A 13,176-nucleotide genomic window follows, 5' to 3' on the forward strand; every position below is an offset into this window, starting at 1 on the left:
GCGCATGGTGGCACACGAGACCGCGCTCGCGCTGATCCAGCTGGGCGCGGTATTTTTCGGCCTCGGCCTGCTCGGACGGATCGCCGCGCGCATCGGCATGTCGCCCATCCCGCTGTACCTGATCGGCGGGCTGGTGTTCGGCACCGGCGGCCTGGTCGAGTTGCGGCAGGTGGACGACTTCATCCACCTCGCCAGTGAGATCGGCGTCGTCCTGCTGCTGTTGCTGCTCGGCCTGGAATACAGCGCGCCCGAACTTGTCACCGGCATGCGCCGATCGTGGGCCGCGGGCGTGCTGGACCTCGTGCTCAACGCGACGCCGGGTGTGCTCGTCGCGTTCGGGCTGGGCTGGGGGTTCACCGGCGCCATCGCCATGGCCGGCGTCACCTACATCTCGTCCTCGGGCATCGTCGCGAAGGTGCTCAACGATCTGGGCAGGCTCGGTAACCGCGAAACGCCGGTGGTTCTGTCCATCCTGGTGTTCGAGGACCTGGTGATGGCCGGATACCTGCCCGTGCTGACGGCGGTACTGGCCGGTGTGGGCTTCGTCGCCGGACTGAAGACGCTGGGCATCGCCCTGGCGGCGGTCACCGTCGTGCTGATCGTCGCGCTGCGCTACGGCCGCTACGTCTCCGCGATCGTCGACAGTGCCGACCGCGAGATCTTCCTGTTGAAGCTGCTCGGATCCGCGCTTCTGGTGGCGGGCGCTGCCTCCGCGGTCCAGGTATCCGCGGCGGTGGGCGCCTTCCTGCTGGGCATCGCGATCTCGGACTCGACCGCGCACAACGCGACCAAACTGCTGGAACCCCTGCGCGATCTGTTCGCCGCGCTGTTCTTCGTGCTGTTCGGCTTGAGCACCGACCCGGCGAGCATTCCGCCGGTGCTGGGCTGGGCTTGCCTGCTGGCGCTCGTCACCACGGCCAGCAAGATCGCCACCGGCTGGTGGGCGGCCAAGCGGGCCGGTGCGGGCCGCCTAGGCCGGGCGCGCGCGGGCACCGCGCTGGTCGCCCACGGCGAGTTCTCCATCGTCATCGCGGGACTCGCCGTCGCCGCGGGCGCGGTCCCCGCCGAATTCGCCGCCCTGGCCACCACCTACGTGCTGTTGATGGCGGTTCTAGGTCCGATCGCCAGCCGCTTCGTCGAGCCGGTCATGGCGCTGGTGCTGCGGCGGCGTGCCGCCGTGTCCTGACCGGCAGCGGGCTGAACCCGCGGTGGCGACGCCGGAGCGCACCGCCACCGCGGCGGGATTCAGTTCCGTCCGGCGGCGACGGAATTCAGCACGACCTCGACGGCAGGCTCGCCGTCGGAGGAGCCGTCCTTGACGCCCGCGGCGGCGATGGACGACAGAACATCCATGCCCGCGGTGACCCGTCCGAACGGGGTGTAGCTCGGCGGCAGCGGCGCGTCGCGGTAGACCAGGAAGAACTGGCTGCCGTTGGTGCCGGGCCCGGCGTTCGCCATGGCGACCGTACCGGCCGGGTAGGTGGCCCCCGCCAGGTTCTCGTCGGGGAAGAAGTAACCGGGCCCGCCCATGCCGGTCGCGGTCGGGTCACCGCACTGCAGGACGTAGATGCCTTCGGTGGTCATCCGGTGGCACTTCGTGTGGTCGAAGAACTGCTCACCGGCCAGGAAGACGAACGAGTTGACCGTGCGTGGCGCGTGTGCCGCGTCCAGCGCGATGGTCACGGTGCCACAGCTGGTGGTCAGCGTCGCCGTGTATCCGGCGTTGGCATCGATGGTCATGCCGGGTTCGGCGGGCCACTGCTTGCCGTTCGGCTGACCGGCGGCCGGTGCGCCGCAGCCGGCCGGGCCTTGCTCGCGCGCCGGCGCGGGGGTCGCCGAGACGACACCCGTCGCGGACGCCACCAGCGTCACGCCGACGGCGAGTACCCCGAGGATCCGCAGCGATCGCCACGGTAGGCTCCGGCGCCCCGCGCGCCGGCCGTTGACGAGTTCTCGCGCTTGCACTTCGCTGCTCACCGCTGAAAAGCTCCTTCACTCGGGGTTGCGCACCGGACGATGCAGCGCGAATCATTCCATCTCCCCCGCAGTGGTGGGGGAGTACGGCTCGATTTCCGCCCGCCCGGTCGGAGAACAGGGCCTGCGATGGCCGCAGATCGGCCACAAAAATGTTTCCGGCAACTTGTTGGACAACAGAATTAGTTCCCGGTGACGTATAACAAAGCATGGGAATCGTTCGAGCGGCGCTGGTCCAAACGAACTGGACCGGCGACAAAGAGTCGATGCTGAAGGCGCACGAGGCGTACGCGCGCCGGGCGGCCGCGGAGGGGGCCGCGGTGATCTGCTTCCAAGAGCTGTTCTACGGGCCTTATTTCTGCCAGCAGCAGGACACGGGGTTCTACGACTACGCCGAATCCGTCCCGGGGCCGACCACGGAGCGATTCGCCGCGCTGGCGAAGGAATTGCGCCTGGTGATGATCCTGCCGGTGTACGAGCAGGAACAGCCGGGCCTGCTGTACAACACGGCCGCGGTGCTCGACGCCGACGGCAGCTATCTCGGTAAGTACCGCAAACACCACCTGCCGCACGTGCACGGGTTCTGGGAGAAGTTCTACTTCCGCCCGGGCAACCTCGGCTGGCCGGTGTTCGACACCGCGGTCGGCAGAGTCGGCGTGTACATCTGCTACGACCGGCACTTCCCGGAGGGCTGGCGCGCGCTTGCCCTGTCCGGGGCGGAGATCGTGTTCAACCCATCGGCCACCTCGCGGGGCCTGTCCGGCTACCTCTGGAAACTGGAACAACCGGCGGCAGCGGTGGCCAACGAGTATTTCATCGGCGCCATCAACCGCGTCGGCGTCGAGGAGTACGGCGACGACGATTTCTACGGAACCAGCTACTTCGTCGACCCGGAAGGCAAGTTCGTCGGTGACGTCGCCTCCGACACCGACCCCGAGCTGGTCGTCCGCGATCTGGACATGGACCTGATCAAGGTGGTGCGCGATCGCTGGGCCTTCTACCGCGACCGCCGCCCCGACGCCTACGGGCCGCTGGTGGCCCCCTGAGACCGGGGAACGACATGGCGCGCACTTTCATCCACGGCGGCACGGTCGTCTCCGCCACCGGATCGCAGCCGCTCGACGTGCTCGTCGAGGGCGAGACCATCGTCGCCGTCCTCCAGCCGGGCTCCGCCGCGCTTGGCGCGGATCTCGCCGCCTCCGCCGATCGGGTGCTCGACGCGACCGGCAGATACGTCATCCCCGGAGGTGTGGACGGCCACACCCACATGCAGATGCCCTTCGGCGGGACCCAGGCCTCCGACACCTTCGAGACCGGCACCCGCGCCGCCGCGTGGGGCGGCACCACCACCATCGTCGACTTCGTCGTGCAGAAGCCGGGGGAGCGGGTGCAGGACACCCTGGCCGCCTGGCATGCGAAGGCCGCCGGACAGTGCGCGATCGACTACGGCTTCCATCAGATCATCGGTCAGGTCGACGACGAGTCCTTGAAGGGGATGAGCGAATTGGTGGCCGAAGGTGTCACCAGCTTCAAACTCTTCATGGCCTACCCGGGTGTCTTCTACTCCACCGACGGCCAGATACTGCGCGCCATGCAGTCCGCGGCCGAGCTGGGTGCGCTGTTGATGATGCACGCCGAGAACGGGATCGCCATCGATGTGCTGGTCGAGCAGGCGCTCGCGCGCGGGCAGACCGCGCCGTACTTCCACGGCACGACCAGACCGTGGCAGCTGGAGGAGGAGGCCACCCACCGCGCGATCATGCTGGCCGAGCTGACGGGCGTACCGCTGTACGTGGTGCATGTGTCGGCCGAGCAGGCGCTGGCCCAGATCGCCGCCGCCCGCGACGCCGGACGCAACGTCTTCGGCGAGACCTGCCCGCAGTACCTGTACCTCTCGCTCGAAGACCAGCTGGGCGCAGCGGGTTTCGAGGGCGCGAAGTGGGTGTGCTCGACACCGCTGCGATCGAAGGCCGAGGGGCATCAGGACGAGCTGTGGCGCTATCTGCGCACCGGTGACGTCACGACCGTGGGCACCGACCACTGCCCGTTCTGCATGAAGGACCAGAAGGAGCTGGGTCTCGGCGACTTCAGCAAGATCCCCAACGGCATCGGCGGCGTCGAGCATCGGATGGACCTGATGTTCCAGGGCGTCCGGAGCGGGCGGATCTCGCTGGAACGCTGGGTCGAGGTCTGCTGCACCGCGCCGGCCCGGATGTTCGGCATGTACCCGCGCAAAGGAGTGATCAGCCCGGGGGCGGACGCCGACATCGTCATCTACGACCCCGACGGCCACACCAGCATCGGTCTCGGCAAGACCCACCACATGAACATGGACTACTCGGCCTACGAGGGATTCGAGATCGACGGCCACGTCGACACGGTGCTGTCCCGGGGCCGGGTGGTCGTGGACGGCGGCGGCTATCTCGGTCGCGCGGGACACGGCCGGTTCGTCAAGCGTGACCTCTCGCAGAACCTGATCTGACGCGCCTTTCGATCCTCGAAACGGAGAGTGCCGCATGGACATCGGTCTGGTGCTGCAATGCACGCCCCCGGCCTCGCGGGTGATCGAACTGGCGAGGCTCGCGGAGACGTACGGGTTCTCCCACGTCTGGACCTTCGACTCGCATCTGCTCTGGCAGGAGCCGTACGTCATCTACAGCCAGATCCTGGCCGCCACCCGCAAGGTGATGGTCGGTCCGATGGTGACCAACCCGGCCACCCGGGATTGGACGGTGACCGCGTCGACCTTTGCCACGCTCAACGAGATGTTCGGCAACCGCACACTGTGCGGGATCGGCCGCGGTGACTCGGCGGTGCGCACGCAAGGCGGGAAACCCGCCACCCTGGCAACGCTGCGGCAAGCGGTGGAGGTGATCCGGGAGCTGGGCAACGGGCGCAGCGCGCGAATCGATGACACGGTGGTCCGGCTGCCGTGGGCGGCCGACTCGCGGCTGGAGGTATGGGTAGCGGGCTACGGGCCACGTGCTCTCGACTTGACCGGCGCGGTCGCGGACGGCTTCATTCTGCAGCTGGCCGACCCGGACATCACCGCCTGGACCATCGGGCGGGTGCGCGCGGCGGCCGAGCGCGCGGGCCGGGACCCGGCGACGGTGCGGATCTGCGTCGCCGCGCCTGCTTACGTCACCGACGGGACGGACGCGGCGCTGGCGCACGCGCGCCGGCAGTGCCGATGGTTCGGCGGGATGGTCGGCAACCACGTGGCGGAGATCGTCGCGAGATACGGGACGACGGGCGATATTCCGGCCGCCCTCACCGACTACGTCGAAGGCAGGCGAGGTTACGACTACAACCAGCACGGACGCGCGGACAACGTGCACGCCGAGTTCGTACCCGACGCCATCGTGGACCGCTTCTGCCTGCTGGGCACGCCCGACGACCAGCTGTCCCGGTTGCGCGGCCTCGCGGAGCTCGGCGTGGACCAATTCGCCGTCTATCTCCAGCACGACGCGAAAACCGCGACCCTCCAGGCGTACGGTGAATCGGTGCTGCCTCGTCTCGCTCCCCTCGTGACCGCTACCCAGTCCACCGAAGGGAGCGACTAGCGTGGTCGATCATGTCTTCTATCCCTGGAGCGCACAGGCCGAGTTGAACCCGGCTCCCATCACCGGGGCGTTCGGCTCCTACTTCTGGGACGACACGGGCAAGCGCTACCTGGACTTCTCCTCACAGCTGGTCAACGTGAACATCGGTCACCAGCACCCGGACATCGTCGCCGCGATCGTCGCCCAGGCACAGCGGTTGGCGACCATCTCGCCGACCGTCGCCAACGACGTACGCAGTGAACTGGCCCGGCTGATCGTCGAGCGGGCTCCGGGCGAGCTGAACCGGATCCTGTTCACCACGGGCGGCGCGGAGGCCGTCGAACACGCGGTGCGCCTGGCGCGAAGCTACACCGGGCGCACGAAGATGCTCGCGGCCTACCGCTCCTACCACGGCGGCACGGGGGTGGCGATCGGCCTCACCGGGGAACCGCGGCGCTGGGGCGCGGAGCCGACCAACGTCGACGTGGTGCGATTCTTCGGGCCCTACCCGTATCGATCGCCCTGGGGCACGGCCGGTCCCGAAGAGGAGACGGCCGCCGCGCTGGCGCACCTGCGGCAGGTGATCGAGCTGGAGGGTCCGCAGCACATCGCCGGGCTGATCCTGGAGACGGTGGTGGGCACCAACGGTGTGCTCGTCCCGCCGCCCGGTTACCTCGCGGGCGTGCGAGCGCTGTGCGACGAGTTCGGCATCGTCTACATCGCCGACGAGGTGATGGTCGGGTTCGGCCGGGTGGGTGAGTGGTTCGCGGTGCAGGCGTTCGGTGTCGAGCCGGACATCATCACCTTCGCCAAAGGGGTGAACTCCGGCTATGTCCCGCTCGGGGGCGTACTCATGGCCGAACGCATCGCGCAGCGCTACGACCATGTGACGTATCCGGGCGGCCTCACCTACGCGGGGCATCCTTTGGCCTGCGCGGCCGGCGTCGCTTCGATCGCGGTGTTCGAGCGTGAGGGAATTCTGGATCACGTGCGTTCGGTGGGCGCCGATGTGCTCGGAAAAGGCCTGCGTGAGCTGGCGGCTCGTCATCCGAGCGTCGGCGAGGTCCGTGGACTGGGGTTCTTCTGGGCGCTCGAGCTGGTTCGGGATCAGCGCAGCGGGGAACCGCTGATCCCGTTCGCGGCGACGGGCGCGGACGCCGAACCGATGCTCGCGGTCACCGCGGCGGCCAAGGCGCGCGGACTGTGGCCGTTCAACGCGGGCAACCGTTTCCAGATCGCGCCGCCGCTCACCACGACGGCCGACGAACTGCGCACCGGCCTGGAGATCGTCGACGAAGTGCTCGACGTCGCCGACGGTTACGTCCGGAACTGACCCGCCCGCTCAGTGCGGCGTCAGTTCCACCACCACGCCGCCGTGCTGCCAGGTCTGGTAGATGTCGGCCTTGGCGGGGGAACCGTCGGCCTCGAAGCCGATGCCGTTGTATTTCGCGTTCTGCTTGTTGTCCCGTGCGACGATCTCGTAGAGCCGGAGCACGTCGGCCTCGGCGGTGTGGACGACCGGGACGAAGGTGCGCGGTTCGCCGCCGAAGGAACCCCGCACGGGATCACCCGCCCGCAGGTTCTTCACCCACGGACGCAGGGCGGTGCCGATCAGCAGGCTGTCACCGTGCCGGGTGTAGGCCAGCGGCACATCGTAGACCTTCCCGGACTTGCGTCCGACGACGTGCAGGACCATCAGCCGTTTGCCGACGACGCCGGATATGCCGGGCACGCGCAGCAGCGTCCGCACGACCCGATTCATCAGGACCTGGTACGACGGGATGGGTTCGGGACCGGACGTGGTCGGTGTGCCGTAAGGGTTTTCGGACGACGATGCGTGCTCACTCATGCTCCCAGTATCGGAGTACGCGCCGCACTTCGCGGGACGACGTCCGAGATCCGCGATTGGGCACCGGATGGCGGCGGTGGGCGCTCTCGGTACCCTCCGTGTATGACTTCCGGGCGAACAGAGATCTGGCACAACCCGCGGTGCAGCAAGAGCCGCAACGCCACCGCGTTCCTGGACGAGGCCGGTGTCGACTACACCGTGCGGAAGTATCTGGACCAGCCGCCGACTGCCGCCGAGCTGCGTGAGGTGCTGCGGCGGCTGGGCGCCGAGCCGTGGGACATCACCCGCACCGGCGAGCAGACCGCCAAGGATCTCGGCATGGCGAGCTGGGCGCGGACCGCCGCCGACCGCGACCGCTGGATCGAAGCACTGGTGGAACATCCGGGACTGATCCAGCGACCGATCGTGCTGACCGCCGACGGCGGGGCGGCCGTGGCCCGCGACGACGCCGCGCTGCGCGACCTGCTCTGACGGCCGTGCCCGCGGGGCAGGCCCCAGCGGTAGGGTCGGCGGGCATGAAGGTACAACTGCGCCACAGCCCGGCCGCCGCCATCGCGCGCTGCTTCCTCGCGGGTGGCGAGCCGATGCGGGTCGAGAGCGGCGCCATGGTGGCCCATTCGGCGGGAGTCACGTTGCAGGCCAAGGCCGAGGGCGGCATCCTGGCCGGGTTGAAGCGGTCGATGCTGGCCGGGGAATCGTTCTTCGTCTCGACGTTCACCGCGCCGCCGCAGGGCGGCTGGGTCGACGTGGCGCCCGCGCTTCCCGGTGACGTGCTCAATCTGCAGATCGCTCCGGACCGGCCGTTCTTCATCAGCCGCGGGGGCTGGATCGCCAACTCGCACGGCGTGCAGGTGGAGAGCAAGTGGGGCGGTTTCGCCAATCTGTTCGGCGGCGAAGGCGGGTTCGGCCTGCGCGCGCACGGCGAAGGCGAGATCGTGGTGGGCGTGTTCGGTGCGATCGATGTGATCGACTTGCAGCCGGGCGAGCCGATCACGATCGACACCGGGCATGTGGTCGCCTACGACCTGGCGATGAATTTCACCATCCGGCGGGCGGTTTCGGGTCGATCGATCCAGTCGTTGAAGTCCGGCGAGGGCTTCGTCTTCGACTTCACCGGCCCCGGCCGGGTGCTGCTGCAGACACGTAATCCCGGCGCGTTCGCCGCCTGGGCCGGGTCGGCCGCGTCGCCCAGCTGATCACGGCGTCGTGCTGCCGCTACTCGGCGCTCACCAGCAGGTCCCCGATCAGCAGGCGGGTGTCGGGGACGAACGGCCAGTCCGGGTCGGCCAGGCGCGCGCGCAACTCGGCGTCGGTCCACCACCATCCATCGGCGATCTCGTCGGGTTGGTGACGGACGGGGCCGTCGTAGCGCAGTTCGTACGCGTACAGGTGGCATCGCATCGGCCGGCCGTCCCATTCGCCGTCCCAGGAGACCCGCGCCAGCGGCTCCGGGGACAGCTGGGCGGGGTCCGGCGTCACACCCAATTCCTCGGCCAATTCGCGCAGGGCGGTCTCGCGCGGCGCTTCGCCCGGCGCGACCACACCACCGGCCAGGCAATCGTGCATGCCCGCGAAAACGAGCTTGGTGTCGGTGCGACGGTGCACGTAGACGCGCTCGCCGTCACCGGACCGCAGGAGCACACCGGCGCTGGCGTGCCACAATCCCTCGCGATAGACCGTGTCCCGCTCGGCCTCGCCGACCGGGTTGCCCGCCCGGTCGTAGATCGCGATCGACTCGGCCCTCGGATCTCCGGCGTAGGGCGACGCACGATGCGGAGCGGACATGGGGTCGAGAGTAACGTGAACACCGCACGCCACAGGGAGAGAGGATCGCCGCCCATGGTGCTTCCACACGCACTGGCGAATTTCAACCGGCATGTCACCAATCCGACCGCGGGCCTGGTCGCGGGCCGCGCCCCCGGCTTCGGCATCGTGCTGCACAAGGGCCGGAAATCGGGACGGTCCTATCGCACTCCGGTCATGGTCTTCGAGCAGGACGGCGCGTACCGGATCGCGCTGACGTACGGCCGGAATGTCGACTGGGTCAAGAACATCAGCGCGGCGGGCACATTCGCGCTGGAAACCCGCGGTCACGTCGTCGAACTGACCGATCCGGTGATGCGGCGCGACCCCTCCGCGGCATGGGCGCCGGTGGGGGTCCGGCAGGTGCTGAAGACGATCTCGGCGGACTATTACGTCGAGTCCCGTCCGGTGGCGTGAAGGCCGCCGTCAGGCGGGGGCGCCACCGCGGAGCCAGTCGGTCCACGGGATGCTCCAATCGCCGTTGTGCCAGATGTCGAGGGGGTCGCCGCCGGTGTTGCGGACCTCGACGACATCGCCGGGGATGACGAAGTCGTAGAACCACGCGGCGTCGGCAGGGGAGATGTTCAGGCAGCCGTGTGAGACGTTGGTGTTGCCTTGGGCCCACATGCTCGCGGCCAATTCGTGCACGAAGATTCCGTCGTGGCTGATGCGGACCGCGTGGTTGATGCTCGTGCGGTAGCCGAGCGCGGAGCCGGTGGGCAGGCCGTAGCTGGCGGAGTCCATGATGACCGGATCGTTCTGGTCCAGCACGGTGTAGATGCCCGGACGAGTCCAGAACGACATGACTCTGCCGCCGACGACCGCGGTGCCGCCCATACCCATCGAGGTGGGCATGGTGCGCACCAGGTTTCCGTTGTCGAAGACCTCGATTTGTTTGGTGTCGTCGTCGGCGATCGCGACGTGCGCGGGCCCGATATTCAACGAAACCCGTTGATCGCGCGCGCCGTAGCGGCCATCGCCGAGCGCGCGGCCGAAGAGTTCGGCCGCGATCGTGATCCTGGTGCCCGGTGCGTGATAGTGCTCCGGCCGCCAGTGCGCGTTCTGATCGTCGAGCCAGTACCACGCACCGGCGACGGCAGGCTCGGTGATGACCTTCAGGTGGCGTTCCACGGCGGCCCGGTCCACGGGTTCGTCGAAATGGGCGACGAGCACGAAACCAACTCCGTAGCTGTCGTTTTCGGTCAGCTCGACGAGATTGGCGGAGCGCAGGGAGACATCGATGAGTTGTCGCGGTGCCACCGTGGTGCAGGTTGTGGTCGCGGTGATGTCGCCGGTTTCACCGTGAGCGACGGCTTTCGCGGTGTAGGTGTGACCGTAGCCGAGTGGTTCGGCGGTGGTCCAGGACCGATGATCGGGTGCCGGTACGCCCGGCAGCGATCTGCCCGTTTCATCGGTCCATTCGACCGACCGCAGCGTCCCGTCGGTGACGGTGATCGTGCCGGGACTGCGCGCTTCGACATCGTGGGCGCCGGGTGCGGGATCGAACCGGATTGTGGCGGGTACGGGAGGTGGCGCGAGTTCTCGCGTCCACCCCCATCCGGCCAAGGCGAGGCCACCCGCACCGGCGAAGCCGATCAGCAGCCGACGACGTCCCAATGCCACCGTCTATCTCCCTTCTCCGGGGTGCTGGGCCGACCTCTGTCCGCCAGCATGCGGCAGCTGAGCGTCGCCAGGGGCACCGACGCCCAGCATCTCCACCGATCCGCCGCACAACCGATACCGTTCCTCGATCGATCCGGGTTCTCGTAAGACGCTCGACGGTGATCTGCCAGAACCTGCATCAGATGTGCGCGCTGACTCCGCTCACCGGCGGCCTGCCCGGCCACCTCGGGCATCCCCTATTGCGAGCCCACTGCCCTCGGCCACGTCGCAGCACCACGCCGGCGGCGCCCCACGGGTGGGCGACTCCGCCTCATTACCGGTGACGGCAGCAGCTGGTCGAGTGCCGGTGTCGAGGCGGTGGCTGCTGGATCGTCGCATCGGCCGACGCAACGGAGAAGGACGACAGGCGGGTAGGGCGAGCGCGAGCCGATCGCCGGGCGGAAGAGTTACGCGTCCGGGGCCGGTTCGTCGATGTGGCTCAGTACCGAGGGCGGCAGCCCGAAAGTCCGGCGGCAGGTGCGGGTGAGGTCCGCGCCGTCGGAGAAACCCGCGGCGTGCGCGGCGGTCGTGAGGTCGTCCCCGGCCAGTGCGCGGGTCCGCGCGATGTGCAGTCGCAACCAGACGATGTAGCGGCGCAACGGGATTCCCATCTGCTCGGTGAACAGATGGGAGAGCCGGGGCGCCGGAATGCCGAGTTGGCGAGCGACGTCCGAGCCGCGCACCGAGCCCGTGCGCACCAGAGCGGGCAGCAGCTGCAGGGCCGCCGTGATCACCGCGTGCCGCTCGCCCGCGCCGGACGCTCCGTCCTGCGGCAGCAGTTCGTCGACGACGGCGGCGACCTGCGCGGTCAGATCACCGCTTCCGGCCGTGATGCCCAGGGTGTCGGTGCTGTCGGCCCAGCCGTTGAGATGGGCCCTGCGGTCCGCCGCCGCACCGGCGGCGGTCTCGGGATCGAGGTAGACGGCCGTGCCGTGTGCGGCGCCCACGTCGATGCGGTGGGGTGCGTCGGTCGGCACGATGACGTGGGTGCCCTGCCTGCGGACGCCGCTGCCGTCCACCACTACGATCGGAGTGCTCGCGGCGACGATCTGCACCGCGTGGTGCGCGTGCAACTCCGTCGGAGCGATCGATCCGGCGAAGGCCAGGACCCCGGGCCGCAGCAGCGCGGCACCCGCCTGCGATGGTTCGTCCGCTGCGCCCACAGGCGACATCGAGAAGCCGTTGGTGACCAGAGCCTTCATCATGGGATGCTCCCGGCTGAGACACTCGCGCTGAATCCTGGGATGAGCGTATCGGTTTCGCGCGGGCGGTATTCCCGATTCCTCCGATTACCGCCCGCCGCCGGGATCGGGCCTGCGGTGTCGCCGACCGGCCCATCGATCACCGCCCGGACGGCCTCACGACCGGATTCCGGCATCGATCATGAGTTCGCTACTCGATTGCTCGCAGCGAAAGTCCGCCGGTCAGTTGTCGGTCACCTCGACGCCGCGCCAGAACGCGACATAGTCCTTGATCTGTGCCGCCTTGGTCTTCGGCTCCGCGTAGTACCAGGCGGCATCGGTATTGGAGTCTCCGTCGACCACCACCGTGTAGTAGCTGGCGGTGCCCTTCCACGGGCAGTAGGTGTGCGTGTCGGAGGGCTGGAAGAACTCCGGCCGGATGGAGTCCGGGGGGAAGTAGTGGTTTCCCTCGATGAGGATGGTGTCGTTGCTGGTCGCCAGGACGCGGCCGTGCCAAGTTGCCGTTGCCATCCTTCGATTCTGCCCCGATCCCGTGTGTGGTGCGGCGTCCGAACAGGCCGGGCCGCTTCCGGGCGGTCACACCGGACGACCGGGCCGCAACGCGGGCCGGTGCAGCTCGACGGCCAACGCCACGAGTTCGCTCAGGTGCTCGCCGTCGGATTCGGCCCGCCGCATCGCCTCGGCGACCGGGAAAGTGCGCACCTCGAGGATCTGCTCGGCGTCGTCGGGATTGGTCGGCGCGGAATCGAGCACCACGTCGGCGGCGCACCAGAGCCACGCCTTGTGCGGATGGGGCTGCCACTCGCGATGCGGCGCGGCGCTGTTGCTCGTCGCGTGGTGGGCGCCGAACCATGCGATCGGGCCGACCGGGCGCGCTCCCGCCTCCTCGAGCAGTTCGCGGCGTACACACGCGTCGACCGACTCGCCGCGTTCCCTGGTGCCGCCGGGAATCAGCCAGACGTCGCGATCGTCGCGGCACAGGACGATCTCGTCACCGACGAAGCAGACCACGTGGATGTTGGTGACCAGTTCGTCGGACGGGAGCGTGGTGGAGAACCGCACATCCAGATCACCCCATGCCCAGTGGGCCGGGGTATGCAGCAAGGGGTAGCGATCGGCGAGCGTCACAGTAAGACGGTAACGA

The 13,176-nt window shown here is 68.7% G+C and carries 15 protein-coding genes; 8 read left to right on the forward strand and 7 right to left on the reverse strand.

The window, feature by feature from the left end; all coding sequences use genetic code 11:
• Nucleotides 1-4 precede the first annotated feature (4 nt).
• Complete coding sequence (locus ACZ6DL_RS05990; protein WP_466049273.1) at nucleotides 5-1,186, forward strand: cation:proton antiporter; 1,182 nt, start codon at nucleotides 5-7, stop codon at nucleotides 1,184-1,186.
• Nucleotides 1,187-1,245: 59 nt separating this feature from the next.
• Here the strand turns inward: ACZ6DL_RS05990 and ACZ6DL_RS05995 are convergent, their stop codons facing one another.
• Complete coding sequence (locus ACZ6DL_RS05995; RefSeq protein ID WP_357124156.1) at nucleotides 1,246-1,977, reverse strand: peptidylprolyl isomerase; 732 nt, start codon at nucleotides 1,975-1,977, stop codon at nucleotides 1,246-1,248.
• 206 nt (nucleotides 1,978-2,183) lie between these two features.
• On the opposite strand from ACZ6DL_RS05995, the gene ACZ6DL_RS06000 reads away from it, so the two are divergent.
• From ACZ6DL_RS06000 to ACZ6DL_RS06015, 4 genes are read left to right on the forward strand one after another with little or no spacing between them, the layout of a single operon-like run.
• Nucleotides 2,184-3,020 (forward strand): nitrilase-related carbon-nitrogen hydrolase, encoded by an 837-nt coding sequence (locus ACZ6DL_RS06000; protein WP_466049275.1) that lies wholly within the window; start codon nucleotides 2,184-2,186, stop codon nucleotides 3,018-3,020.
• 14 nt (nucleotides 3,021-3,034) lie between these two features.
• Nucleotides 3,035-4,456: a dihydropyrimidinase gene (hydA, locus tag ACZ6DL_RS06005; protein WP_466049277.1), complete on the forward strand. Its 1,422-nt coding sequence runs from the start codon at nucleotides 3,035-3,037 to the stop codon at nucleotides 4,454-4,456.
• Nucleotides 4,457-4,490: 34 nt separating this feature from the next.
• On the forward strand, nucleotides 4,491-5,537 hold the full coding sequence (locus ACZ6DL_RS06010) for a TIGR03842 family LLM class F420-dependent oxidoreductase (RefSeq protein WP_466049278.1): 1,047 nt from the start codon (nucleotides 4,491-4,493) through the stop codon (nucleotides 5,535-5,537).
• A gap of 1 nt (nucleotide 5,538) precedes the next feature.
• Nucleotides 5,539-6,849, forward strand: a complete 1,311-nt coding sequence (locus tag ACZ6DL_RS06015) for an aminotransferase class III-fold pyridoxal phosphate-dependent enzyme (RefSeq protein WP_466049280.1) — start codon at nucleotides 5,539-5,541, stop codon at nucleotides 6,847-6,849.
• Between the two features lie 9 nt (nucleotides 6,850-6,858).
• Here the strand turns inward: ACZ6DL_RS06015 and ACZ6DL_RS06020 are convergent, their stop codons facing one another.
• Nucleotides 6,859-7,365: a nitroreductase/quinone reductase family protein gene (locus tag ACZ6DL_RS06020; protein WP_466049281.1), complete on the reverse strand. Its 507-nt coding sequence runs from the start codon at nucleotides 7,363-7,365 to the stop codon at nucleotides 6,859-6,861.
• A 102-nt stretch (nucleotides 7,366-7,467) separates the two neighbouring features.
• Between ACZ6DL_RS06020 and ACZ6DL_RS06025 the strand changes: the two genes are divergently transcribed.
• The gene (locus tag ACZ6DL_RS06025; RefSeq protein ID WP_466049282.1) at nucleotides 7,468-7,836 is read left to right on the forward strand and encodes an arsenate reductase family protein; all 369 of its coding nucleotides are present in this window, start codon (nucleotides 7,468-7,470) and stop codon (nucleotides 7,834-7,836) included.
• 44 nt (nucleotides 7,837-7,880) lie between these two features.
• A complete protein-coding gene (locus tag ACZ6DL_RS06030; RefSeq protein ID WP_466049284.1) occupies nucleotides 7,881-8,561 on the forward strand; it encodes a TIGR00266 family protein in 681 nt (226 codons plus the stop codon).
• A gap of 19 nt (nucleotides 8,562-8,580) precedes the next feature.
• Here the strand turns inward: ACZ6DL_RS06030 and ACZ6DL_RS06035 are convergent, their stop codons facing one another.
• Nucleotides 8,581-9,150, reverse strand: coding sequence for an NUDIX hydrolase (locus ACZ6DL_RS06035; RefSeq protein ID WP_466049285.1), 570 nt, complete (start codon nucleotides 9,148-9,150; stop codon nucleotides 8,581-8,583).
• 54 nt (nucleotides 9,151-9,204) lie between these two features.
• Between ACZ6DL_RS06035 and ACZ6DL_RS06040 the strand changes: the two genes are divergently transcribed.
• Nucleotides 9,205-9,585, forward strand: coding sequence for a nitroreductase family deazaflavin-dependent oxidoreductase (locus ACZ6DL_RS06040; protein WP_466049286.1), 381 nt, complete (start codon nucleotides 9,205-9,207; stop codon nucleotides 9,583-9,585).
• 9 nt (nucleotides 9,586-9,594) lie between these two features.
• On the opposite strand, the gene ACZ6DL_RS06045 is transcribed toward ACZ6DL_RS06040, so the two are convergent.
• From ACZ6DL_RS06045 to ACZ6DL_RS06060, 4 genes are all read right to left on the reverse strand, one after another.
• A complete protein-coding gene (locus tag ACZ6DL_RS06045) occupies nucleotides 9,595-10,791 on the reverse strand; it encodes a L,D-transpeptidase (protein ID WP_466049288.1) in 1,197 nt (398 codons plus the stop codon).
• Between the two features lie 446 nt (nucleotides 10,792-11,237).
• Entirely contained in the window at nucleotides 11,238-12,032 is a 795-nt protein-coding gene (locus tag ACZ6DL_RS06050) for an AraC family transcriptional regulator (protein WP_466049576.1), read from the reverse strand.
• 222 nt (nucleotides 12,033-12,254) lie between these two features.
• Complete coding sequence (locus tag ACZ6DL_RS06055) at nucleotides 12,255-12,542, reverse strand: DUF427 domain-containing protein (protein WP_466049289.1); 288 nt, start codon at nucleotides 12,540-12,542, stop codon at nucleotides 12,255-12,257.
• A gap of 66 nt (nucleotides 12,543-12,608) precedes the next feature.
• On the reverse strand, nucleotides 12,609-13,160 hold the full coding sequence (locus ACZ6DL_RS06060; RefSeq protein WP_466049290.1) for an NUDIX hydrolase: 552 nt from the start codon (nucleotides 13,158-13,160) through the stop codon (nucleotides 12,609-12,611).
• Between the last annotated feature and the right edge of the window lie 16 nt (nucleotides 13,161-13,176).

The organism is Nocardia sp. NPDC041819, assembly GCF_055590505.1.

Excerpts from the sequence above, each read along its gene's own strand:
- ACZ6DL_RS05990 (WP_466049273.1), top strand. The coding sequence starts at position 5 with ATGGTGGCACACGAGACCGCGCTCGCGCTGATCCAGCTGGGCGCGGTA.
- ACZ6DL_RS06000 (WP_466049275.1), top strand. The coding sequence starts at position 2,184 with ATGGGAATCGTTCGAGCGGCGCTGGTCCAAACGAACTGGACCGGCGAC.
- hydA (WP_466049277.1), top strand. The coding sequence starts at position 3,035 with ATGGCGCGCACTTTCATCCACGGCGGCACGGTCGTCTCCGCCACCGGA.
- ACZ6DL_RS06010 (WP_466049278.1), top strand. The coding sequence starts at position 4,491 with ATGGACATCGGTCTGGTGCTGCAATGCACGCCCCCGGCCTCGCGGGTG.
- ACZ6DL_RS06020 (WP_466049281.1), bottom strand. The coding sequence starts at position 7,365 with ATGAGTGAGCACGCATCGTCGTCCGAAAACCCTTACGGCACACCGACC.
- ACZ6DL_RS06025 (WP_466049282.1), top strand. The coding sequence starts at position 7,468 with ATGACTTCCGGGCGAACAGAGATCTGGCACAACCCGCGGTGCAGCAAG.
- ACZ6DL_RS06030 (WP_466049284.1), top strand. The coding sequence starts at position 7,881 with ATGAAGGTACAACTGCGCCACAGCCCGGCCGCCGCCATCGCGCGCTGC.
- ACZ6DL_RS06035 (WP_466049285.1), bottom strand. The coding sequence starts at position 9,150 with ATGTCCGCTCCGCATCGTGCGTCGCCCTACGCCGGAGATCCGAGGGCC.
- ACZ6DL_RS06040 (WP_466049286.1), top strand. The coding sequence starts at position 9,205 with ATGGTGCTTCCACACGCACTGGCGAATTTCAACCGGCATGTCACCAAT.
- ACZ6DL_RS06050 (WP_466049576.1), bottom strand. The coding sequence starts at position 12,032 with ATGAAGGCTCTGGTCACCAACGGCTTCTCGATGTCGCCTGTGGGCGCA.
- ACZ6DL_RS06055 (WP_466049289.1), bottom strand. The coding sequence starts at position 12,542 with ATGGCAACGGCAACTTGGCACGGCCGCGTCCTGGCGACCAGCAACGAC.